At 49.5% G+C, this 24,231-nt stretch carries 20 protein-coding genes; 18 read left to right on the top strand and 2 right to left on the bottom strand.

Annotated elements, in window-relative coordinates:
• Window positions 1–89: 89 nt before the first annotated feature.
• Entirely contained in the window at window positions 90–635 is a 546-nt protein-coding gene (locus tag H6624_10425; protein ID MCB9084750.1) for a hypothetical protein, read from the top strand.
• A 16-nt stretch (window positions 636–651) separates the two neighbouring features.
• On the opposite strand, the gene nadB is transcribed toward H6624_10425, so the two are convergent.
• Window positions 652–2,256 (bottom strand): L-aspartate oxidase, encoded by a 1,605-nt coding sequence (gene nadB, locus H6624_10420; GenBank protein ID MCB9084749.1) that lies wholly within the window; start codon window positions 2,254–2,256, stop codon window positions 652–654.
• A 262-nt stretch (window positions 2,257–2,518) separates the two neighbouring features.
• Here nadB and H6624_10415 point away from each other — a divergent pair, with 262 nt between their 5' ends.
• The 12 genes from H6624_10415 to H6624_10360 all read left to right on the top strand — a co-directional run bounded on the left by H6624_10415 (window position 2,519) and on the right by H6624_10360 (window position 17,145).
• On the top strand, window positions 2,519–5,101 hold the full coding sequence (locus H6624_10415) for a sensor histidine kinase (GenBank protein ID MCB9084748.1): 2,583 nt from the start codon (window positions 2,519–2,521) through the stop codon (window positions 5,099–5,101).
• Window position 5,102: 1 nt separating this feature from the next.
• Window positions 5,103–6,635: a GGDEF domain-containing protein gene (locus H6624_10410; protein MCB9084747.1), complete on the top strand. Its 1,533-nt coding sequence runs from the start codon at window positions 5,103–5,105 to the stop codon at window positions 6,633–6,635.
• Entirely contained in the window at window positions 6,632–7,804 is a 1,173-nt protein-coding gene (alr, locus tag H6624_10405; protein ID MCB9084746.1) for an alanine racemase, read from the top strand. Before H6624_10410 ends, alr begins: the two co-directional genes overlap by 4 nt.
• A 14-nt stretch (window positions 7,805–7,818) precedes the next feature.
• Window positions 7,819–8,676 carry an ABC transporter permease gene (locus H6624_10400; protein ID MCB9084745.1) on the top strand — a complete coding sequence of 286 codons (858 nt, stop codon included), beginning with the start codon at window positions 7,819–7,821 and terminating at the stop codon, window positions 8,674–8,676.
• Window positions 8,676–9,443 (top strand): ATP-binding cassette domain-containing protein, encoded by a 768-nt coding sequence (locus H6624_10395; GenBank protein ID MCB9084744.1) that lies wholly within the window; start codon window positions 8,676–8,678, stop codon window positions 9,441–9,443. Before H6624_10400 ends, H6624_10395 begins: the two co-directional genes overlap by 1 nt.
• Entirely contained in the window at window positions 9,440–10,825 is a 1,386-nt protein-coding gene (locus tag H6624_10390) for an MCE family protein (GenBank protein ID MCB9084743.1), read from the top strand. Before H6624_10395 ends, H6624_10390 begins: the two co-directional genes overlap by 4 nt.
• On the top strand, window positions 10,825–12,339 hold the full coding sequence (gene purH / locus H6624_10385) for a bifunctional phosphoribosylaminoimidazolecarboxamide formyltransferase/IMP cyclohydrolase (protein ID MCB9084742.1): 1,515 nt from the start codon (window positions 10,825–10,827) through the stop codon (window positions 12,337–12,339). Before H6624_10390 ends, purH begins: the two co-directional genes overlap by 1 nt.
• A gap of 62 nt (window positions 12,340–12,401) precedes the next feature.
• Window positions 12,402–14,138 (top strand): hypothetical protein, encoded by a 1,737-nt coding sequence (locus H6624_10380; GenBank protein ID MCB9084741.1) that lies wholly within the window; start codon window positions 12,402–12,404, stop codon window positions 14,136–14,138.
• Window positions 14,138–14,866: a hypothetical protein gene (locus tag H6624_10375; protein MCB9084740.1), complete on the top strand. Its 729-nt coding sequence runs from the start codon at window positions 14,138–14,140 to the stop codon at window positions 14,864–14,866. Before H6624_10380 ends, H6624_10375 begins: the two co-directional genes overlap by 1 nt.
• A gap of 49 nt (window positions 14,867–14,915) precedes the next feature.
• Window positions 14,916–15,908, top strand: a complete 993-nt coding sequence (locus H6624_10370) for an HD domain-containing protein (protein MCB9084739.1) — start codon at window positions 14,916–14,918, stop codon at window positions 15,906–15,908.
• Between the two features lie 5 nt (window positions 15,909–15,913).
• Window positions 15,914–16,573, top strand: a complete 660-nt coding sequence (locus H6624_10365; GenBank protein MCB9084738.1) for a methyltransferase — start codon at window positions 15,914–15,916, stop codon at window positions 16,571–16,573.
• Between the two features lie 20 nt (window positions 16,574–16,593).
• On the top strand, window positions 16,594–17,145 hold the full coding sequence (locus H6624_10360; GenBank protein MCB9084737.1) for an NUDIX hydrolase: 552 nt from the start codon (window positions 16,594–16,596) through the stop codon (window positions 17,143–17,145).
• Here H6624_10360 and H6624_10355 read toward each other — a convergent pair.
• On the bottom strand, window positions 17,138–18,043 hold the full coding sequence (locus tag H6624_10355) for an HAD family hydrolase (GenBank protein MCB9084736.1): 906 nt from the start codon (window positions 18,041–18,043) through the stop codon (window positions 17,138–17,140). The genes H6624_10360 and H6624_10355 overlap by 8 nt on opposite strands.
• Window positions 18,044–18,215: 172 nt before the next feature.
• Here H6624_10355 and H6624_10350 point away from each other — a divergent pair, with 172 nt between their 5' ends.
• The 5 genes from H6624_10350 to H6624_10330 all read left to right on the top strand — a co-directional run bounded on the left by H6624_10350 (window position 18,216) and on the right by H6624_10330 (window position 24,203).
• On the top strand, window positions 18,216–19,076 hold the full coding sequence (locus H6624_10350; GenBank protein ID MCB9084735.1) for a DUF4339 domain-containing protein: 861 nt from the start codon (window positions 18,216–18,218) through the stop codon (window positions 19,074–19,076).
• A gap of 260 nt (window positions 19,077–19,336) precedes the next feature.
• Entirely contained in the window at window positions 19,337–20,065 is a 729-nt protein-coding gene (locus tag H6624_10345) for a MotA/TolQ/ExbB proton channel family protein (protein ID MCB9084734.1), read from the top strand.
• Between the two features lie 29 nt (window positions 20,066–20,094).
• Complete coding sequence (locus H6624_10340) at window positions 20,095–20,649, top strand: biopolymer transporter ExbD (protein ID MCB9084733.1); 555 nt, start codon at window positions 20,095–20,097, stop codon at window positions 20,647–20,649.
• A gap of 1 nt (window position 20,650) precedes the next feature.
• On the top strand, window positions 20,651–21,163 hold the full coding sequence (locus H6624_10335) for a biopolymer transporter ExbD (GenBank protein MCB9084732.1): 513 nt from the start codon (window positions 20,651–20,653) through the stop codon (window positions 21,161–21,163).
• A 1-nt stretch (window position 21,164) separates the two neighbouring features.
• The gene (locus tag H6624_10330; protein ID MCB9084731.1) at window positions 21,165–24,203 is read left to right on the top strand and encodes a tetratricopeptide repeat protein; all 3,039 of its coding nucleotides are present in this window, start codon (window positions 21,165–21,167) and stop codon (window positions 24,201–24,203) included.
• Window positions 24,204–24,231 lie beyond the last annotated feature (28 nt).

The raw sequence follows: 24,231 nt of genomic DNA, 5'->3' as shown, positions 1-24,231 counted from the left end.
GTTTCGTATATTGAGTCTAGCCCCTTTCCTGGTCAAGCGCCATTGTTCCTTGCCTTATGGCCCTGGAAACTTTTAACATATGATTGAATATGATTCGTCATCACTGGTCTTTATTCCTGTTTTTCCTGACTCTCTCTCTACCTGTTCAGGTTTACGCTCAACAGCCGGATGCCGACCCCAATGCAAACATCACCAGTGAGTTCGGTTTTCATCTAGGTAACTTGCTGCCGGCGCAAATTGATGGCGTCACCGAAATCATGCCCCTTTGGGGGTTACGTGGTGGCTATCGAATGGGCCAGGGATTCGTCGAATTCGGTGGAATCGGGGGCAATGCTCGCGGGGCGGAGTGGACGAATCTTCATCTGAGTTTGCGCGCCGATATGCCGATCGAAGGTCTAGTGGGCATTCTGTATTTTGGTGCTGATGCGACTCAGTTCAAAGGGGCTGGGAAGGAAAAGAAGATCTTCGGAGGCGGACATGTGGGTGGAGGGCTTTATGCCAATATTTCACCAACTGTGTGGTTTCGGGGGGAAATGAAGTTCAACGTTAACCCAGGTACCTCTTTGTATATCGGTTTTGGCTTTGTCTTTCGTTTCCAGGGCGGTGGTAGCGGCGCGGGTTCCCCAGGCACCTAACAAAAGAGGTGGAGATTTAGGCGTTAACCGTCGGATCCAAAATAGTATCGCGGCCGCCCGCTGCCAGGTCTCCAGGTGGATAATCCAGGCTAAAATGAATCCCTCTCGATTCATGGCGATTGAGCGCGCATTTGACAGTTAAATCCGCCACTAGGGCGATGTTCCTCAGTTCTACGATGTCCGAATGGGTGCGGAAATTCGAGTAATATTCCTGAAATTCGTTAAGGATATTGGTCAGTCGGTGCTGGGCTCTCTCAAGTCGGCGCCTAGAGCGGACAATACCCACATAATTCCACATCAATCTGCGAATTTCATCCCACATATGACTCACCACAATTAATTCGTCTGAGTCCTCTTTGTCGTGAACATTCCATGGGGGTGGTTCACTTTGACTGGGCTCCAGGTGATTCATATTTTGTTTAAGATGTTCACTTGCGGCATGGGCAAACACCAAACATTCCAGCAAAGAGTTGGAAGCAAGGCGGTTGGCTCCATGGAGGCCCGTCTGCGCACACTCTCCCAGGGCATAGAGTCCCTTTAAATCGGTCTGTCCATCCAGGTTAGTGAGAATTCCTCCACAAAGATAATGGGCAGCTGGCACCACGGGAATTGGCAATCGAGAGATATCAATTCCCAACTCCAAACATCTTTGAAAGATCGCCGGGAATCGACTTTCCAAATACTCTCTTGAGTGATGAGTCATATTCAAATAGACGCAGTCGGCCCCGGATCTTTTCATTTCCGCATCAATGGAGCGAGCAACGATATCTCGGGGAGCAAGGCTGCCTGATGGATGATATTTTTTCATGAAAGCCTGGCCACTACCGTCAACGAGCTCCCCACCTTCACCGCGCAAGGCCTCCGAGATGAGAAAGTTTCGGGCATGGGGGTGATAGAGGCATGTCGGGTGGAACTGCATGAATTCAAGGTTGGCCACTCTTGCACCGGCTCGGTAGGCCATGGCGATGCCGTCACCGGTGGCACCACTCCAGTTACTGGTGTAAAGGTAGACCTTACCGGCCCCCCCGGTCGCAAGAACCACGCCACGAGCCAGCACCGGCTCCACCTCTTCGGTCTCTTTGTTGAGAACATACGCTCCCAGGCAGCGATCTGGACTAAAGTCATAGGGGTTCAACTGCTTGTTGAGAATAAGATCAATAGCCAAGTGGTTTTCCAAAATCTGAATTCCCGGGTGGCTTTTTACCTTTTCAAGCAGGGGACCGTGGATGCCGGCGCCGGTTTGATCGGCGATATGGAGGATCCGGCGATGACTGTGGCCCCCTTCCCTTGTTAGGGCAAAGTCCTGGCTGTCGGCCAGATCAAACTTGACTCCCCAGTCGGTGAGATCATTGATTCTCCGCGCGCCCTGCTCAACCACATAGCGAACCACATCCTCCTTGCACAGCCCAGCTCCGGCCTCCAAAGTGTCGCGGATGTGACTTTCCAGACTGTCTTCCCTGGAGGTGACGGCTGCAACACCGCCTTGAGCAAGTCGAGTATTGGTATTTTCAAGTGAGGATTTTGTGACCAAAGTTACCCGAGCAAACTCGGCTGCCTTCAGAGCAAAGGACAACCCAGCCAAGCCAGAACCAATCACTAAAATGTCTGTCATCGCCGCCATAGTTGGGCCTTATAGCAGAGATGGTCCCTACGAGGGAAATGTTCCTATTCGACTACCTTACACCATGTGTCATTCGAATGAAAAGGACCCTCTTGGTAGGGGCTAGACTTGATTCCAGGCTTCTCCTAAAAGTAGAATAACTTCGGGAACTTATTGCTTTGTGGGGAAGGTTGTCGAAGTTCGTTTGCCTTCGCCGCGATCTCGACCCAGGACGGGTTGGTGAAGGGGAAGAGGATTCCATATCTAGGCTAAGGATGGTGTCATGACGAACAAAATAAAAATTGTCGCCGTGATTGTGGGCTCGGTGCTACTAATGGCTTTGCTTGCTGGCCTCAGGTTTTCAGGCACAGTTGCAGATGATCAAAGAGAACAGCTTAAATTGTTGACTGAGAACCAAGTCTCGTTTGCCCGCCACACTCTGCAAATTCAAATCGGTGATCTCACCCGTCAGCTTCTCAACCGAGTCGAGGAAGAGGCTTCAGGGCTTGCTCCTTCGCAGGCAGCCTTGAGGGAACGTAAGGGATTGGGTGATTTTCTGGCGGTCGCCTGGATGGGCGACCGTCGCACCATATCCTGGATGGCGGTTAAACCCGAGTGGAGCAAACGGTTTTCTTTGGCGGTGTTTGACAAACAAAAGGAGCACCTGCCCTTGTTGGTGGTTAAGGAACGTTCGGTCATCTGGGCGCGCTTGACTGAAGAAAACGGACGACCTGTATTTGCCATGTTGGTTGAGGCCCAAAGTCAGGACGGCAGTAAGGGGATTGCTGTAGGAATTCTGGGGCCGCAGACCTTTTCTGACCTGGGTGGCTTTTATAAAGCGCAAAGTGCAGAGTTGATTCTTGTTGACGACAAAGGTTTTGCACTGGCCTACACCACACCTCAGTATGTCGGAGCACAAATTGTGAATCATCCGGCAGTGGAATTGCTATTAGCCCAGTTGTCGGTGGCGGCGTCGGGCGAGGCCAAAAATATGGAGGGTGAATCGACCGTCTTTGCTTATGAGAGGCTGGGTGATTCGAACCTCTACGTTGTATTGACTAACCCTTTGGATACGGCAGGCCATTATCTTCCGGGATATTTGTTTAACCTAGCTGGAATGGCTCTGGCCTTAGCTCTTTTGGCCGGGGCTCTCACGCTTGCGTTGTTGCGTAGACAAAACCTGAGTTTTGAGACCCTAAAGGAGGCCGTCCAAAGGTTGGCGAGTGGACAATCCTTTTTGGTTCCAGATGATCGCAACAAAGACCTTGAAGATGTCCGTGAGGAATTGGTTCGTTTAAGTGGTGGCATACCAGAGAGACCGCCGGGTCTATCAGTCGCTCCGGTCCTCGACCGACTTGAGAGTGACGAAAGTGGAGTTGGGACATTGCCAGCGGCTCCGGCGCCGGCTCCGGAAATTGATAAAGCTGAAATTCTCAAAGAGATGGGGCTGGGATTGGTGGATTCCCTGCGTCCCTCAATGGCCGCTATTTTGGGGCACGCTCAACTGGCTCGGTCCAAGGCGGGAGAAGACGACAAACTTAAGCAGCATTTCGTGGTTATCGAAAGAGAGTCGCGGCGTGTGCGAGAGGTTCTCGAGAATCTGGAACAGCTGGTGGGGGATGAGTCTGGCTCAGTGGAGAAAGTTGATCTGCAGGATACCCTACTTTCATCATTGGCCTCACTACGGACTGTACTTCAGGATAAGGGTGTTCATCTGAAAAAGAGTCTGGAAGAAAATGGACCTGTCATGGTGGCACCCAAGTCTTTTCGCTTTGTGATTGACGAGATCATTCACAATGCCGTTGCCGCAATGGAAACCTCCGCCAAAAGGGAGTTGGAGGTGTGGACTGAGGCAAAGGGACAGAAGATTACGATTGTTTTTAAGGATTCTGGAAAAGGGATTTCCCGTGAGGATCTGAGCAAAGTTTTTGACCCATTCTTCACGACTCAGGCACGTGAGGAGAAGTCAGGATTAGGTTTGACCATGGTCAAACGTATTCTTAGTGGAATTGATGGAGAAATTCATATCTCCTCAGAGGTCGGGGTAGGGACTGAAGTTCGCGTGACCTTGCCTTTGGTTGGTGTCGAGCGCAGAGCCTTTAGTGATGAGGAAACAATGAAGATCATGACTCCTCAGAAGGAACTGGAGGAAATGACCTTGTCATCCATTTCTATTGAAGAGGGGAGTGGTATCAAAATCCTGTCAGTGCACAATACTGAAGATGATCAGGCCAATGAGGACGAAGTGCTGTCCAGCCTAGAAAAGACGCCTGCGCCTAATCTGGATGAGATGAAGCCGCTATCTGGAACGGCAGCCGATCATCTCCCAGCAGCGCCCGCAGAGGACGAAATTACTTTTGTCGGAAAGGTGATCAATCACGATCAAGTCTTTGGAGAGTCGCCAGGTGAGGGTGAGGAGATTGCTGAAGAAGGTAAAAAACAGAATTCTGACCAGCTGCTTACAGATAGAACACCACCCTCGCCACCAAAAGTGAATCGACCTTTGGTGACTAACAGCCCGGGTGAGGGGCTGCAATTGGATGCTGATGCTATGGTTGCCGACAAATCGGTGGAATTGGATATGATCAAGAGCGATCCAGGCCTCGAACTCGACGAGTTTGAGTTGGGATTGGATGGCGAGGATGACGAGGGTGGATTTGCTCAGGTTGACCTAAAAGTCAAGACAGCAGAGGCTTTGATAGATGATCTGCTAGATGAGGACAGCCTGGTTGCCAACAGTGGACATAAGGCTGCGGGTGGGATGACCCCACCTCGAGCAGAATCTGAAGGTGCAGGCGAAAGTGAAGATGAAGAGGATGAGGATGAGTTCGCCGTGCAGATCAGGTCTCCAAAAATAAAGGTGTGAATTGAATATTCGCAAGTATCGCAGCTCATTTAGAGTTTACATTGTCGATCATCAGGATGATCGCAGAAGCTCTATTGGTGATATTTTGTCAGCGATGGACTACAGCGTGGCGGAACATGAGAGTATTGATTCGGCAATCTCCACAATTCCTGTGGACCCTCCTCATTTCGTTGTTCTGGGGGGTGACTTCGTCGCTCCTACCGAAGTGAGACAACTGCTCGATTTGTGCCCTGAATCCCATCTGGTTGCTGTGGTCGAAGCGGGGCGAGTCCAGGAGTATTATCCTCTGTTAACTAAAGGTCTTTACGATGTCATCGCCTGGCCGCTACATGATGCTCATCAGCTTGTAGCCGCCATTGATCGTGGGGCGGAACGTGATTACTTCATGTACCAAAACGAACAGATCAAGGAGCAGGTCAAATCATTAAAGACTGAGCTGGCGCAAAGGGCTGAGGCCATTGCTCAATCAGAACCTAAGACAGCAATTACTTTAGTCGATGAACTTGTGGTTTCCGGCGACACTGATGAAGGGGTGATTGAAGAACTGCAAAATGCGACATCTGAAATCCTTTCTGCGACCACTAGCGGACAGGGGGTCGATACCTATTTGCAGACAATACATCGTTGGGTGCAGAGACCTGTGTGTTTGTTTAAATATCTGGCTGCTCGACGTTCATTGTTTCTGGCCATGGCAGCCGGAGTCTCGCTGGACGAGCACCGAGGTCTTGGCATTGATTTTTCCAGGGAAAAGGAGGGTTTTGGAGCGCACCTTCTGAAAGATCCTTCTGCCCTTCCCATGCTGCGGGATCTTGTGCGCACCACCTTCAAGGTTGATAATTTTACCGCGTTGCCAATTGACGAAGGAGATTCTGTAAGATCCGTTGTCGTCATCTTGCAGGGTCATATGGGGAATAAGACGATTCCCACCCGTCTGCTGACGAAAGTGCTGGGTGCTCATTTAAGCATAATGGCCCTACAGAACCGACTGCACAGCGCCGAACAAGTGGATCCCGTCACTCAGGTTTGGAACCGTGAAAATTTTGAAATCAAGCTTCAACAGGAGATGTCCCGATCTAGGCGCACTCATTTGCCTTTGTCCATGATTGTCGCCAGCGTCGACAACTTTGGTGATTTGCGTGCAAATACTGATCAGGAGACCGCTGATATTCTTATGCGCTCATTGGCCGGTATGATTCGCAGAAACAGCAGAGTCAACGATGTTGTCGGACGTCTGAACGAGGATGAAATCGGCCTGCTCCTGGCGCACACGGGTAGCCGGGGGGCTGCGATCAAAGCAGAGCGCCTTAGAAGGATGGTTGAGGCGGCAGATTTTACCAAAGTCCTGCGCCGGGACCAGGGGATCACGATCAGTCTTGGGGTGAGCGAGTACCCGAGCTTTTGTCATGACGGTGACGAGCTATTGAGGTCCGCCGACGATGCTCTATTTCAGGTAAAAGAGGCAGGCTTCAACAAGGTTTGTATGGCTCCATTGCCTGAAGGATTTGTTGCAGATTTCGAAGTGGGACAGCGGTGACAGCAAGGCACTTTCGCCAAACGCGGGCTGAAATCAGTAAATCTCGATTATTAAGCAACCTTAGGGCACTTAAAAGTCTCCAGCATCAGGGTGAGTTCTTATGCCCGATGGTTAAGTGCAATGGCTATGGTCATGGTGCGCTCTCTGTTTCCCACTGGCTAGTGGAAGATGGGGTGGATGCTCTTGGCGTTGCGCTGGTTGAGGAAGGCCTGGAGCTGAGAAGGGGTGGAATCGCCAACGCCCAGGTTCTTGTTTTCGGGGTTTTGCCGGAGACGGCGGCATCTTGTCTACAGGACAATGGGTTGACGCCAGTCGTATCGACTCTTGAGGAGTTGAAGTTCTTAGCTAAGGCATGCAAGGGGCGAAGTGCCTTTTCGATTCACTTGAAAATCGACACGGGAATGCATCGCCTCGGTTTCGAGTGGGCGAGTTTGCCAATGGTACGACAGGTACTTGTGCAGAATCCATCCCTTCAAGTGACTGGTATCTGCACCCATTTGGCTTGCGCAGAGGACATGGGCCAAGCCGGCTCCATGTCAGTCAAGCAGTTGGAATTGTTTCAGCAGGTCGGAGGTCAGCTTGGTCTGTCAGGTGTGGGAAAACATATTCTCAATTCAACGGCCTTGGTCAGTCGCAAATTTCTCCCTGATAACCAGAAAGTCCAGTGGGCGAATTTAGGAGCAAGACCTGGAATTTCACTCTATGGGTGTTTTGATGACTATCAGAGTCTTAATGCCCAAGGACAGGCCTGGGTGGATGCGAACTTGAGACCAGTGATGACCCTAGTGGCAGAGTTGGTCATGACTAAAAGGCTCAATCCAGGCGAAAGTGTGTCTTATGGAGCAACTTGGACAGCAAAAGTCCCAACGATAGTTGGGGTCGTGGGCCTCGGCTATGGGGATGGTTACCCACGGCGATTTTCAAACGTTGGTACAGTTCTCTGTCGTGGAAACCGGGTACCTGTTATAGGCCGGGTCTGTATGGATTACACTTTAATAGACTTGGGAGAATTCGCGCTGGACTCTCACCCCAAGCCGGGGGATGAGGTGATCTTTTTCGGAGACGCAGAGAAGAAAATTTCGGCGCTAGATTTGGCCCAGTCTGCGGGAACAATTTCCTACGAGATATTTACGGGAATATCTGCGCGGGTCCCCCGTAGAGAGGTTTGATATGTTGGGAGATTATGGCTACTCGTGGACTGTTTGAATCCTGGCAGGAAAATCGCCAGGCTCTCAATGACAAGATTGATGAATTTCTTTTGTTGCTATGGAAAAGCGTCTACGATCTGTTTTTTATTTGTGGCAAAACAACCATCTTTTTTTACTCATCTGTTCGTGTTGCCTTCCGAAAGCCCTATCGTTTTGAAGAGCTTGTTAAGCACATGGAGTTCGTTGGCAACAAATCCATTTTGATCATTAGTCTGACGGGTATTTTTACCGGTCTGGCACTTTCCTATCAAATCTACCTAGGATTTAATTTGGTCAATGCCACCAATCTGGTCGGGCCCACGGTGGCCTTGGGAATCACCCGGGAATTAGGTCCGGTTTTGACTGGCCTAATCGTGTCGGCCCGCGCTGGCGGCGCCATGGCTGCACGATTGGGCACCATGCGGGTGTCTGAGCAAATTGATGCTCTGGAAGTCATGGGCATTGATCCCAAACAGTATCTTGTGAGTCCGCGGATCATCGCCGCTGTCATCACCATGCCCCTTCTATGTGGGGTGTTCGACTTTGTGGCTATGGCCGGAGCACACTTCTTGTGCATCAACGTCCTTAGTCTTGATGAGGCCATCTTTTGGGACAAGATTCAGCTGTGGCTCGACCCGGGCGACATCAACGAAGGTCTCATTAAGGCAGGTGCCTTTGGTCTAACTTTTGCGTCTATTTGCACCTACATGGGCTTCAATACTGAGGGCGGAGCCAAAGGTGTGGGTGAGGCCACCAACAAAGGCGTTGTTTACAGTATGGTGATGATTATCTGTATTAACTTTTTCATTACCAACATCATACGCTTTTACTATGCCGTTGCGGGGCTCAACTGATGTTTGAAGGGAGTTCAGCAGTCAGCATTCAGAACTTGCGCAAGTCCTTCGACGGGGGCAAGGAGTTCGTCCTCAATGGTCTGAATCTCGATATTCCCAAAGGCGTGATCACGGTATTGATTGGCTATTCTGGCACAGGCAAGAGCGTCCTGATGAAACATATCCTGGGGCTGCTGAAACCGACTTCGGGAGTTGTTGAGGTCCTGGGCAAGGACCTATGGTCCATGTCTGACGAAGAGCTAGTGCAGTACCGCTGTCGCTTGGGCGTTTTATTTCAGCACGCCGCTCTTTTTGACGATATGACAGTGCTGGAAAACGTCTGTTTTCCGCTTAAGGAACATCGCCGGGAAATGAGTCCATCGGCCATAGTTGACGAAGCTGTGAAGAAACTTCAGATGTCTGGAATGGAAGAGAAACATTTTGCAAAATTGCCTGGCGAATTGAGCGGGGGAATGCGCAAACGGGTTGGGTTGGCGAGGGCTTTAGCCCTAGATCCAGAAATTATCCTTTACGACGAACCAACGACTGGTTTAGACCCAATTCTCACTGAAATGGTAGATAATTTAATATTGGAGACACATCGACTTCATAAAGGTTCGACATCCGTGATCGTGTCACATGACCTCTTTGCCGCATTCCGAATTGGCGAGCACATCGCCATGCTAGACAAGGGCAAGGTCTTACTGTCAGGAACGGTTGATGAATTTTTGAATTCTGACGTGGATCTGGTTAAGCGTTTTGTGGACAAAGGTTTTTACAAGAAATGATTTTCTTTAACACGCCAGAGTTTAAGGTTGGTGTTCTCGTCGTTCTGATTGCGGGACTCATTGGCGTCATGTCTATGAAGGTGGCTGAAGGCCCCGGAGTCATTGGTGGTAGTAAAGAGCACAGTTTTATCCTGGGGGATGCCAGTGGTCTGGTTAAAAACAGTGCTGTCAAGATGGCAGGTATTAAAGTCGGCGTGATTGACGATATTGTCCTTGAACAGGGAAAGGCCCGGGTCAAGATCGTGATCGATAAAGAGGTACCTCTGACCCTTTCCGGAAAAGTGGAAATTCGGGCCGATGGTATTTTGGGTGATAAGCACGTCGAGCTGGTGCCTGGAAACCCTGCCGACCCGCCACTGCCCCCTGGAGCGGAGATTTATTCGGCTTCAGACAAAGGGTCCATGGACAAAATCATGAATGAGGTGGGCAAGATCACAGACTCCCTTGGCAAACTTGCCGACACCCTTAGTCGGGCTGCTGATGGAGGGGATGAGCAAACCACAATTGGGCGGATCTTGCTGAACATTGAAAAGGTGTCCAAAGACCTGAGTGATATTACTGGTCACAATAAGGGCAAAATCGATGAGATCGTGGACCAGGTTCACTCCATAACCTCGACACTCGACGGGTTCGTTAACGACGACAGTCCTGACGGGTTCAAGGCTGGCTGGCAGAAGGCCGTTGATAGTCTGGCCCGCATCGACACCTCTCTGAAAAATATTGAGGAGATTACGGACAAGATCAATCGTGGTGAAGGAACGATTGGCCGATTGGTTAATGACGAAGAGACGGTCGATGAGTTAAATGCCGCAATACGCAATGTGAATAACTTTGTTGGCGGTGCAGCTGAGATGGAGACCAGCATTGATTTTCACTCAGAGTACTTAACCTCAATCGATGACACCAAATCCTATTTGTCGGTGAAGGTCCAGCCCGGCCTGGATCGGTATTATGAGTTAGGCATTGTGGACGATCCCAGGGGGCTGGTGCGCTCCACTTCCACGACTTCGACCGTCAACGGAGGTTCGCCCACCACAGTGGATGAAACGAAGACATTCCGCAACAAGATCAAATTCAATGCTCTGTTTGCCAAGAACTTTTATGATTTCACCGTCAAGGGCGGGATCATTGAAAACTCAGGAGGCGTTGCCTTCGACTATTACTTGTGGCGGCGTCGGCTGCGATTGTCGGTCGAGGCCTTTGACTTTAATGACCTATATGTGCGAGCTTACGCCCGATACAATCTACTCAAGGGCGTCTACTTGATTGGTGGTGGTGACAACCTTCTGGGTGAAGGTGATGAACCCAGCACCTTTTTCGGAGCTGGTATTTTTATTACTAACGACGATCTGAAGACGCTCGCATCAAAGGTGCCGTTGTAATGTTTAAGAATGCCTTAGTCAGCGTATCGGATAAGTCAGGTTTGATTGAGTTTCTTCAGCCTTTAGTTGCAAAAGGAATGAGGGTGGTTTCCACAGGCGGAACAGCTCGGCACCTTAAAGAGGCGGGAATTCAGGTGGTGGATGTTTCCGAGCAAACGGGATCTCCGGAAGTGATGGACGGCAGGGTAAAGACACTGCACCCTAAGGTACATATGGCCTTGTTGGCCCGGGCACACGTGGCTTCGGATATGGAACTACTCAAGGAGCAGGCCCTGGAGCCCTTTGATCTGGTTCTCTGCAACCTCTACCCATTTGAAGAAGCGCTGAAGAAAGATCTCTCGGACGAGGAACAAATCGAGTTTATCGATATCGGTGGTCCGTCTATGTTGAGATCGGCGGCAAAAAGTTTTAATCGCATTGCTGTCATTTGTGATCCCTCTGACTACCAATGGGTGGCCGACAAAAGCGAATTGACTCTCAAGGATCGTCGGTTTCTTGCGGCCAAGGTGTTTTCTCATACAGCCACTTACGACTCCATGATCGCTCAGTACATGGGAGCCGATCAGACATTTCCGCAGTTCGCCTTGGGTGGAAGCTATGTTTCCCCATTGAGGTATGGGGAAAACCCACAGCAGTCCGCCGGCTGGTACAGTCTCTCCGGAGCCAAGTCCGGTCTTCATCAGGCGGAAATCCTTCAGGGCAAGCCCTTGTCCTATAATAACATTCTTGATCTGGATGCGGCTTGCGAAACTTTGCGCGAGTTTACGGATCCAACTTCGGTGGCCGTAAAACACAACAACCCCTGTGGGGTTGCAGTTGGTCGCAACCTGTTTGAAGCGGTGGTTGGCAGCCTCAAAGCCGATCCTGTCAGCGTCTTTGGTGGAATCATAGCCCTCAATGGTAAGGTCGATGGTGATACGGCAGCCAAGCTCTCTGAGATATTCTTGGAGTGTATTGTGGCTGCGGACTATGCTCCTGAGGCACTTCAGGTCTTTGCCAAGAAGAAAAATCTGCGCATTCTAAAATGGCCACAAATCGCCAATCAGAGCCTGGAGTTAAAGGTTAAAACCATTGGTGGTGGCTTTTTGGTTCAAACTCAAGACCAGGTCAAAGGCTGGTCTAACGAGTGGAGCGTGCTCGGCAATGAACCTCCTCCCGAGATCAAGGTTGACCTAGGTCTGGCCTGGAAGGTTTGTGCTCATCTAAAAAGTAATGCCATTGCCCTTGTTTCTGGATCAACGACCGTGGGATTGGGCATGGGCCAGGTCAATCGTGTAGATGCAGTTGAACAAGCCATAGCTCGCATGAGAAAATTTCACGGTGATGCGACTAATGTGGTTTTAGCAAGTGATGCGTTTTTTCCTTTTGCAGACTCCATTGAGCTGGCAGCCAAAGCAGGCGTGAAGTGGGTGATACAGCCGGGTGGTTCGATAAAGGATGAGGAAGTGAAGAGCAAAGCCAAGGAGCTGGGAGTGACAATGGTCCTCACCGGCACCAGACATTTTCAGCATTAGGCTGAGGGGGATGATTGGCGGGTCAGGAAGGACCGTGGCTGGTCAAGAGTGGGGGGCGAATTATGGGCCCCTACTCAAAGCAGCAGCTTGAACAATTGCTGAAGACCCGAGAATTCGTGGTTCTGGATGAGATTGCCCAGCCATTTAGACGTTGGCACTGTGTCAAGGACGTTCCTGCCTTTGCAAAAATAGTCGAGGAACTGCGAGTTCAAAATCTAAAATTCAGCGGTGAGGATACGGTATCCACGACTTTGGATGCCACTGGAACGATCACCCTGACCGAGCCCATGGACTCGTTTGGTTTTGACGATACTACCGATAATGTCTCCAGCTTTCAGCGAAATATGGGCGAAATTGTCTATGACGATATCGACGATGGAGTAGGTGTCAGACCAGACGCCGGACCATCGAGCTACAAATCTTTTGGCTATCAAAACGACACCGTCATTGCTCAACAAGCCGAAGCAACAGCCAGGCTGGCGTGGCTTGTCACAGGTGCAATTCTCTTTGGAGTGGTGGCCTTTATTATCTACAACCGATTTGTCGCCCAGCCGATTCAAAAGAAAGGCACAGCTTCGGATGTAAAAAACCTGGCCATGGAGGCCATCACGATTGGGGATTACAATGAAGCCTTGGAATTGTTTCAGAAAGCCAACCGACTAAATCCAACTGACAAAGGTATTTTCGCCTACCTAGGGACTTTGCAGATTCAGGTTGGAGGTCAAACAGTAGAGGGACGACGGAAGCTACAGGAAGTTGTCACGGCTGGCAAGGGGGTCTTTCCCAAGTTGGCGGTTACCGCAATTGGCATTGCCGATTTGATTGATGGCGAGTCCCGCACCGCAGACGAACACTTCAAAAAAGCGATCAGTCAGGACACCTACTATGCTCCGGCAAAAATCAATTTGGGGGCTTCGGCACTTCAACGGCAGGAATACCAAACCGCAAGGGATTGGTTGTATTCAGTCGTGGATCAGGGGACCGAGGAGGGGGCTGCCTACCTCATGTTGGCTGAAGCCAACGTGAATCTGTTCAAGCAGGAGAATCGTCGTAGCTATTTGGAGCAGGGACAGAAGCAGTTAACCAGATTGATGCAGACGACCTATGATTATTATCAGGAAGCGGCATTGATGCTCGCTTACATGGATTTCATTTCGGGAAATCTGGACGGAGTGATGAAGAGGGTCGAGCTGATTTTGGATGTAGACCCCCAATTAACAAGTGACCATCGCCACGACTTGTTTGTCTATCGAGGCAGAATTGGATGGGAAGCTTTGTCTAAGTCGTGTGTCACCATGACCAAGGGCCTTGAGCAAACTGCTCGGGTGAAGGCCCTTCGTGGCTATTGTTTATTCCGTGGTGGAAATGAGGTTGAAGCTCTAAAGTGGGCTGACGATGCGGCTGCTCAAGGGGTAAAGGACCCCTTGGTCCAGGCAGTTTACGCTTTTGTATTGGACGGAGTGGGGCAGGAAACCCGCGCTTCAGTAGCCCTTGGCAAGGCCAATGATCTTAATCGCAAATCCAGGCTGATGTTGCCCAAGGTGCTTCAGGCTAGATTTTTCGCCCGATCGAATAAACATGATTTAGCTCTCAAGCAGTGGCTGGATGTCTATTCCATTGATGACAAATCCATTGTTGGTATCACCGGTATTGCCCGATCTCATTTTGCCAAGAAAAATTACTCTGAGGCCCAGAGCTATCTTTTTGATGGATTTCGATTGTCGCGTTCCTATCGCCCGCTTATTCGCCTCAAAAAGGAAGCCGAGAGGGAAGGGCTACTTCCCAAGGACAGCTTTTGATGGCGGCCTCACTTGGGTCGGCAGTTTTGATGTTCCTGGTATTTTTGGGGCTCCCATCTTGCAGTCGTCCATCACCTCTTAAGGGTGATCCTGACCTGCCGGCGGGGAGAATGACCAGTACGGATAAGCACGTTTTGATTCCCGATCAGTTAGTTAAGGATTTGGAAAGGTCTTACTTAAAGAATTATCGTAAGAATTTTGCGGATTCAGATCTCACGGATGGTGAAGTTCTGGCTAGAATTCCGAGGCGTACTCTCAAGCTTAGGGCTCAACTGGCCAGCTCCAGTCCAGATGTGTTGGTTAGCCCTTCCAGTTTTGAAGTTGGGAGAGGCGGGGGGATGTTAGATTTGGCTGAATGGGTTTCAGGGGTTAGGGGAGACTTTTTTCTTAGCCTCAAAGCGGAACTGGATGAGAGTTTTGATTCTTCTGGGTTGCGCGTTTACTTTATTGGCCGGGCGCCCGGAATCGAAATCGATGGCAAGAATTGGGGTTTGGGCTGCGGGAGATACGCGGACATCACAAAATTCTACAACCGGAATCTTAAGACAGAGGGAGTCCGCCTGAATTCCACCAGAAACAGGTACCTTTATACCATTGCTGGAACCTTCCTGTTTGTGTACGTAGAGGGCGAGAATTTGCATCTATCGACTATATCTGTCACAGATTCGCGTTACCAGGATAAGCTGTGTAACTCTCGGCTAACGCAAAGCGATGACGAAGAGGTTTAGTTACCGAAAATCATGGTATGATCTTTTTGGTTGGCAATGGGTGGTGAGGATGGATCAGAACAAACAGTATGTCAGCGATCTGAAGGATAAGGATCCCGTTCAGTCCATTTTTCTCGCCAAAGAAAAGATGGTTCTCACCGATAAAAACGGTCGGACTTATATGAGTTTGAATCTCTCCGATGTCACAGGTTCCATTGATGCGAAGGTGTGGGAAAAGGCTGATCAGTTGGCTGCCATTTTTCAGCCGGGTGATTTCGTCAACATTAAGGGTCATATTCAGCTCTATCAGAATCGACGTCAGTTGGTTGTCCACGATTTGTCAAAGGCATCCCCTGAGGAGATAAATCTCCGGGATTTTGTTGCTGGGGCGACTCGTAGTCCGGCGGAAATGTATCAAGAACTCCTGGCCGTGGTTACGACAATTGAGAATCCCCATATTCGCCAGTTGTTAGAAGAAACTTTAACGGATGAAGAGGGTAAAGAGCGGCTTTTGGTCAGCCCCGCCGCCAAGACAATTCACCATGCCTCGATCGGCGGACTGCTGGAACACATCCTGAGTATTTGCGGAATAATGAATGCCTTGGCTGAGCACTACCCCATTCTCAATCGGGACTACCTGTTGTTTGGTGCGATCTTTCATGACATTGGAAAAATTTGGGAGTTAGAAATTGCCGCAGGCGTGCAATACACCAATGTGGGTCGTCTGGTTGGACACATGGGCATTGCCTGCCAGATGATTGACGAAAGATCCGGTAAAATTCTTGGTTTTCCCGTCGACCTGAAAGACGAACTCAAACACATTGTGCTCAGCCATCATGGCAAGTTGGAGTACGGCTCACCTAAGCGACCCAAATTTCTTGAGGCCATGGTGGTTTCCATGATCGATGAGCTGGATTCTAAGATCAATACTATGGTTGGAGTTCTCCACGCCGAGTTGGACCAGGGAGAGCGGTGGACTCGCTTTAACCAACAGTTTGATCGCTATTTGTACTTGGATATCTTCCGGAATCAACTCGATAAGATCAACAGAACCAAGAAGTAAGCCCAATGAGCCTATTTGTAATTGCAACGCCCATTGGTCATTACCAGGACCTTGGACATCGTGCCCTCGAAATCCTTCACCAGTGTTCGGTTATCATTACCGAGGAAAGAAAGGAAGGCTCTCGCCTGCTTCGGCACTTTGGCATCAGCGGACGCCAGCTGGAAGAGCTCAACGAGCATACGAACAATGAGGGGCTGGCTGAACTGGTAGCTCTCTGCACCAGCCAGGACGTGGCTCTCATTTCCGACGCCGGAACCCCCGGCTTCTGTGACCCCGGAGCGGATTTGGTTTCTCTTTGCCGTAAAAAGGGAGTTCAAATTCAATCTGTACCTGGTCCGTCTAGTCTCATGGCTTTGTTGTCCATCAGTGGACGTCGATTGGATGAGTTCTATTTTCGTGGGTTTATCTCACCCAAGACAGAAGAGAGAATAGAACAGCTCAGGCAACTGAAATCTACTAAGGTTCCCGTTGTGTTGATGGACACTCCCTATCGGTTAAAAAAGATGCTCACTGAACTTGATGGGGAACTTGGGGAGCACACGGTACTCCTTGGTTTGAACTTGAGTCAGGAGAATGAGGTGTTCTTAGAGGGACGACCGGGGAGGGTCCTGAAAGATCTGCCCTGTGATAAAGCTGAATTCGTCCTCATTCTGTTGCCGTCCTAAGAGGTGGTGCTGGGGTTTGTATGTCAAAATGGAAAGTCCTTGAGTCGTCAGAACTGTTTAAGTCAGGTTTCCTGAGGGTGCGCACGGACAAGTGCGAACTCCCTGACGGTCGAGTCATGCCCCGTTACTATGTGATGGAATTTCCCGACTGGGTCAACGTGGTGGCAATCACCAAGGAGGGTATGGCCTTGGTTGTGGACCAGTATCGTCATGCAGCTGAAACCACTTTTTTGGAAATCCCTGGCGGCAGCACTGATCTGCGGCAGACGGAAGATCCGCGCCTTGCGGCGGAGCGGGAACTCTTAGAAGAGACAGGTTACCAGGCTGGCCGATGGATGGATGTGGGCTTTCATTTTCCTAATCCGGCAACTCAGCAGAACAAACTTCACACCTATATCGCTTTTGAATGTGTGAAAGTGCAGGAACCTCATCTCGATCCCTATGAGGATTTGAGCGTCCGCCTAATGCCATTAAAGGAACTCTATGAAAGGGCGGATCGGGGTGAGGTCACCCATTCCCTCATTCTTTCGTCATTGGCACTAGCCCGCCAGCATCTCCTCCACCTTATTTAAATTTGCCGCGAATCGCTGGTAGGTCTTCCGGGGCGGAGCTGCGACCCGAGTGAGTGGTGTCGACAAAGACAATTTTGATCTGGGGGGCTTCCCGGCGCACCAAATCAATGATAACGGGCTCATTTTCAAAAAACCAGACCTCTGGATAACGTGTATTGAGTTCAATCAATTTGTCCGTCTTATAGCGCGCATCCTCGATGCTACGGTGAGGTTTAAGAATTAAGTGGCGCTCCTCATCATCCAAGGGAAGATTCCAACTTTTGAGAATTCGTAGAGTTCCATCCCCCATTCGCTCCTGATCCCGACCGGTGAGATATATAATACGGGCACCGGCTTCATAAAGCTGTTGAACAAACTCAAGAGCTCCATCGTAGAGTCGATCATGGTGGAGATAATCGTTGCCAAAAAAGTTCTCCACCCAAAAAGTACGGACAGTTTCAAAAAAATCCAGAGTCGCGCGAATTTTACTTCTCTCCAGAGCCACACGAATTCCCCAGTCTTTAGGCAAGGACCTCACGCCCGCCAATTGCCGGGCCTCTTCAGGGAATTTCTCCTGGGTTTTTGGGTGAGCAGCTAAATCATGTAGGATGGCCTGAGTTCTGGGGCTGACATCAAACAATGTGGAATCAAGATCAAAGACGGCCAGCAGAGGACCTTCATCCAGGGTCTTCATTTTGCGCGATCGGTCGAGGAGATAATGGAGGATTTCGCTCACATTTTTCATGGTGGCTAAGGTAACGCCGCCTATCGTAGTTGGCAACTGTCTTAATGGGGGACGTGACTCAGGCTGAAACAATTCCTGAAAAATCAAACCCAGTCTTGGATTCCGACCAACAGTTCCGGAACGATTGGCTAAGGAGTGAACAATAAAAAGGAATTTGAGACCCCTTTGCTTCACTGTGAGACAGAACCACGAAAATCGGTGCTGTCTTATTCCGATTTTAGTCTCTCAGGCCTTAAGTCGGATTTCTCAGATTCCGATCATTTAGAAGGTTTGTGGGGACTTTTGTCCATGAGCCAAGGGTGTGAAATGAGAGAAATGGCCATATTGAACGCGAGGAATCGGTGAGATGAGCACAACTCAGTACTACGTATCCCGTGAGGGAAAACAAATGGGTCCTTACCCTCTAAACTCAATAGCGGAGATGGTGAAAAAGAATGAGCTCACCATGCTTGATTATCTTTATGATGATAGCTCCGGCGACTGGGTTTTGTTGATGGAGTATCAAGACCTGGCTCAGCAGCTAAAGGACCACAAGCCGGAGGCTCCGCCAAAACCTGGTAGTAAACAGCCGGCCGCGGAAGCCGATACTGAGGATCACGAGGAAATGGCCGAGGCCGTTCAGGCAGCTGAAGGTCAACCCAGCCACATGGTGGCTGAATGGTACATCCTCAAAGGGGAAAATAAATTTGGTCCCTTTTCCTATCCCGACGTCCTAAAAATGTTGCAGCAAAAAGTGGTGTTTGAATTTGATTTCGCCTGGCATCCTGGTCTGAGCACTTGGGTTCGCATCGCCGACCTGGATCCTTTTAAGCCGGACAATATCGGCAAGATGAAAGAAACCCTGATGCCGGAAATTTCCGAAGTTTTCTTTCGTCGCCGCCATCGTCGGGTCCGCTACGGCGGGACAATCCTGGTCCATGATAATAAGTCGGTATGGAAAGGTAAAGGTGTTGAAATCAGCGCTGGCGGAGCTGGCGTGGTGATGGAAAATGCCATGGTGGTGCCCGGACAAACTCTCTATCTCCACTTCAAACCTGGAGATGGTGTACCGCCTTTCAATGCAATTTGTGAAGTTGTTAGCAAACAGTATGTTGAAGGAGTAAAGGAAAAGAATGCTCCGATTCGTTATGGATTGAAGTTTACCAGCATCAGTCCGACGACTCAGAAATTCCTTCAGGAGTTCGCCAAGAGAAGTGAGGCGGCCTGATTTAAAAATATTGATTGAACCTACGAGCTGCCTGGTGTGATCAGGCATTAAGTTGGACGTTTCTATCGAGAGCTCGAGACCTTGCATGTACCTTGAGAGCTTTTTCGAAATACACGGAAAAGTGTGGGGGTACGTGCATGTACCAGGAAATATTCCCCCATCACCAATAAATTAACGTTGGCAGAGTTCGTCTGCTTTGGGTCTGATGATGGACCCAGGCGGATCTCTGTATTTGAAGCCGAGTGTTTAAGGGGGTTAACATGGATAGCATCGGTAAAATGATTGCAGAAGCCGGTACGGTGGGATTTCTCATTGGTTTTATGGGAATCTGTGCTTTGGCGCTAATTATCGAAAGAGGGCGCGTGCTCTACTTCGAATTTGCAATCAAGACGGACGAGTTCATGAAGCAGGTCAAGAGTCTGGTCATGAACGATCAGATCGAAGAGGCCATTACGTTCTGTACGGCCAACGAGAAGGCGCCTCTTGCCCATGTAGTCAAAGGCGTTCTGGAAAGATCTGACCGGGATGATGAAGGTATCAATCAGGGACTCGATATTGCCTTAGCGGAAATTATTCCCAGCCTCGGTAAGCGTCTCGGCTACTTAGCCATGATTGCCAACGTGGCCACTCTTTTGGGGCTGCTAGGAACCATTCAGGGACTGATTATGTCGTTCTCGGCGGTCAGTTTTGCTGATCCTTCCCAAAAGCAAGTGGTTCTGGCCCAGGGTATCTCGATGGCCATGAACACGACATTTTTAGGCCTCAGCGTAGCTATTCCGGTGATGGTGATTTACGCCTTTTTGCACGCCAGACAAAATCGGTTGCTGGAAGAAATCTCCGAGCATTCCGCGAAAGTCGTGGATTGGTTGACCACTCGTCATTACCAGCCGTTTTCAGCATCGGGCGCGTTTCCCAAAGATCTTCAGCAAAACGAAGTCGGGAAATTGTTAAAGGTGGAGCCACCGCCAACAACATTAAAGGCGTCCTAACTTAGAGAAGAGGAATAGGGAGAAAGCTTATGGCTAGAACCTACAATAAAAATATTTCCTCAACTATCGAGTCCTCTTTTGAGCTGGACCTGGCGCCCATGTTGGCTCTGATGGTGACCTTGATACCGATCATGCTGCTATCCACGGTGTTTGTTCGGGTGACCATCATTGATACCCCTTTGCCACAGGTGGTGCAGAAGGCTCTTGAAGAGGACCGCAATAAAAAGGATCGGATCATTACTGTCGCTCTTGATATGAAAGATAACGGTTTCACGCTGCAGCTAAAGAGCGATGGTAAAGTGGTTAAAAATATTGAGCTTCCCAAAAAGGGAGATGGCTGGGATTTGGCGGGACTTCATACAGAAGTGGTGCGAATTAAGAAGGAGCACCCCGATGTTTTTAGAATGGATCTGAACCCGGAAAAGGTCGTTCCCTATTCTGAAATCGTAAAGGTCATGGATGAGGTTCGGCAGACACGCAGCGAGGATCCCAAGATCTATATTTTGGACAAACAGACCAATCAGCATGTGGAAACCGATCTGATGTTTCCGGATGTGGTGTTTGCCAATGTGGTGGAGGGCTGAAATGAGACGTGCTGTTGATCAAATGATAAAGAACAACAAGAAGGCGACCTTCATTCTGCAGCTGACTTCGATGGTGGACATGTTCACTATTTTGATCGTCTTCTTGCTGAAGAGCTTCTCGACCAGTTCTGTTCACATTACTCCACACAAAAATCTGAACCTGCCCTTTTCCAGTTCTTACACGAACCCAGTCGAGGCATTGCGCCTGGTGGTTGCTTCTGACGGAATCTATGTAGAGGACAAGAAAATCGCAGAAATTGCGAATGGCAAGATTGATCCTGGAGCAACTGAGCCCAATGACCCTGACTTCATTCGCAGCTTGTATGAGGAACTTGATAAACAGGCTTTGAAGGCTAAGGAAATCTCGGAGGCCAATTCTGAAGTTGAATTTGAGGGTAAAGTAGTGATGCAGGCCGATTCGAAGTTACCCTATGAAACCTTGAAGAAGGTGATGTATACATCCTCCTTGGCTGGCTATGCGGATCTCAAACTAGCAACGGTATCCGGTGACTAAAATGACAAAATGGACTTTGCACATTTTTTCTAAATCGCTGATAGCCGCCGCGGGAAGATGGCTGGCTGTCACGGGCATATGCATTTTTTCGGCTGTTGGACACGCAAAGGACGCGGTTAAAGACGCCTCCGGCCGGCAATCCAATGAAGCGCTTAAGGACTTGCAGTTTGTGACGGGTGATGAAGAGGGTAATGAGGTTCGCGCCCTTAAGACTGAAATGCTGGTCAGCTCTAGCGAAAAGAAGGCCGTTGCTCAAATCAAGATGTTGCTGAAAAAGTATCGCAACACGCCCATCGAGCCTGACTTGTGGTTTCGACTGGCCGAGATGCATATGCGTCGGGCTAAGTCAGATATGTTTTTTGAAGTCCACCGAAAATCCGAGACAATTGTTAGCCTTGCTCCCAACGTGGTGAAGTCGGCCTCTTCGAAGAAGAATATCAAAGAGGCTGTGGATATCTATGAGAAGATCCAGGCGAGGTTTCCTCGTTACTCGCAGTTGGATATTGTTCTATTTAACAACGCTTTCGCTCGCCAGCAATTGGGTCAGGACAAAGGGGCTGAGGCCCGCTATAAGCAGCTTATCGCCAGATACCCGAATTCGTTTATGGTTCCAGACTGCCATCTGGCAATTGGTGAAATGGCCTTTGATCGCAAATCATTCAAATTGGCTCTAGAACATTTTAATGCGATTAAGAATTTTCCGGATTCGAGGGTATTCCCGTACGGACTCTATAAGGCAGCATGGACCCACTACAATATGCGAAATGCTCTGGCAGGGCTGAAGGAATTAGAAAAGGTGGTGGAGTACGGCCGATTTGTCGTTCAGAATAACATTGATGCTCGCTTGGACTTGCGCAGAGAAGCCCTAGGAGACATGACGTTGTTTTTTGAGGATGTCTATTCTCCAACTAAAGCTTGGAGTTACTTTGGCGAACAGGCTAAGGGTCTCGATGTAGCCCCCGTTATTCTAAAGTTGTCAAATTTATACAAACGCCACAGCCGATTCAACGATGTGAATGTGGTTCTAACGGACTTTATCAAAAATTTACCATACTCAGCGCTTCGTCCTGAAGTCGAAAATGAAATGATCTGGAGTCACGAAAACCTCAAGAAAAGGGATCTGGCTGTTCAGTACATGGAGTCCATGTACAAGGTTTGTGACCCGAAAGGTCGGTGGACAAAAGAGCAGAAAGCCAGCTCAACAGTGGCAAATGCTAAGGGAGCGGCAGAGCCTTTCATTGAATGTCAGGAACTACTTGAGAAGACATCCCTGAGTTTGGCAAAGAAGTGGTACAAGTTTTGGCGTAACCACAAGGATATGGTTGATCTGGCGGTCGGAGCTGAGAAATCCTTTGAGATTTATCTACGCAGGGCCAAGCCAACAGATGAGGCTTTTGAGGCTCGCTTTGCCTATGCGGAGCTTCTTTTCAAGAGAGATAAGTTCCGCGAGGCAAGTGAAAACTATGCGATTGTGGGAACTTCAAGCAATAAGGTCGAGCTTAGCCACGATGCTCTGTACTCTTCTCTGTTAAGTATTGAAAAGGCTGTAAAAGATAAGTGGTCTGATGAGGATGAAAAGAGATTTGTTTTTTTGGTCAAGGAGTACACTGGGCGGCATTCAAAAGGGAAGTACCGCCTTGACCTGGAATTTAAAATGGCACTCATTGCCTATGAAAAGGGACGCTATGCCGATGCATCTCCAATTTTTGAGCGGTTGGGGCGTGAGTTTGATGGTGAGGATAGAGGAATCAAAGCTCAAGACCTCTACCTGGATATCCTTAATATTCAGAAAAATTACACGGCATTAAAGAACTATGCCGCGAAGCTAAAAACCGGAAAGAAGCTCGGGGAACGTAAGGAAAAGCTAACGAAAATCTATGAGCAAGCCTACTTTATGGAAGTTCAGGACTTGGCTGAGAAGAACAAGCATCTTGAGGCCATTAAAGGATACAAAGAGTTTGCCGGGCAAAACAAGTCGTCAACCCTTGCTGAGCAGGCGTGGTGGAATGCCCTCCAGTTGCATTTCAAGATTCTTGATTTTCCTGGTGGCGCTGAGGCCGCCGAAAGCTTCTATGAGCAGTTTCCTAAGTCCAGTCGCTCGGTAGAGGCCTTGTTGAGGGCGGCCCAGACATATGAGGACATGGCTCAGCTCGATCGGGCGAGTAAGGTTTTAATGGACCTGGCCGTGGCAGATGCAAAATCAGCCCACAAATGGAAGAGTCTGGCTGCGGACTTTTTGGTGTTAACAGGCAATGAAAAACAGGCTGTCGTCCTTTATGAGAGTCTGCAGGGACACCAGGACCAGGCGACGGCCTTCCACGCATTGCAGCAGATGGAGCTAATCTCCCGAGCTCAGCCGACCAGTGCTCGCCGTAGATTGTTACTCAAGCGGATTGCCGAGTCAGGGCAGCAGCCTCAGTCCAGCCTGGCGCAGCTAGCTCAGCTCGAAGAGGTTTATTCGAGCAAAGATTATTCTCAGGCTTTCATAGATGCCAAGAAGATTGTTGGAGCTGGCGGACAAGCATCGATCAAGGCGAGAGCTAGAGCCAGATTTATTCAGGCCGAGATTCTTGAGCAGGAGTTTTTGCACCAAAGCGTAAAAGCTCGTGCGGAGCGAATTGCTGTGGTTTTGGCTCTTAAGACAGAAAAACTTGAGAAGGCTCAAAAGGCTTACCAAGCCGCCATTCAGTATGGCGACCCAGAAATTTCAGTGAAGTCTCTTGAAAAACTGAGTGACCTGTATAGCCATTACGTGGAATCTCTCCGTCAAATGCCCAGTCCAGCCGGATTAGAGGCAGCTGAGGAAGCAGCCTTCCGACAGGAAATGGAGAAGCTGGCAATTCCTTTGGAGGAGAAGAGCGTTGAGACCTTGGCACAGGCGTTGGCATCTGCGCAGAAAATGAGACTTCGCAACGGATCTGTTGCACAACTTCAATCCAAGTTGAACAAGGCAAATATGGTAAAGGAGGAGGTGATCGACTATAAGGTCCACGCTCCTGCCGCTGTATTGCCTGAATTTTTGAGCGAGGTGGGATCATGAACGGATTCACGAATCTCCTTCTAGTTTT

It is taken from the genome of Pseudobdellovibrionaceae bacterium (genome assembly GCA_020635075.1).
Lineage (GTDB): Bacteria > Bdellovibrionota > Bdellovibrionia > Bdellovibrionales > UBA1609 > JADZEO01.
The sequence above is the reverse complement of the archived record's forward strand: the minus strand, read 5'-3'. Positions and strand labels throughout refer to the sequence as shown.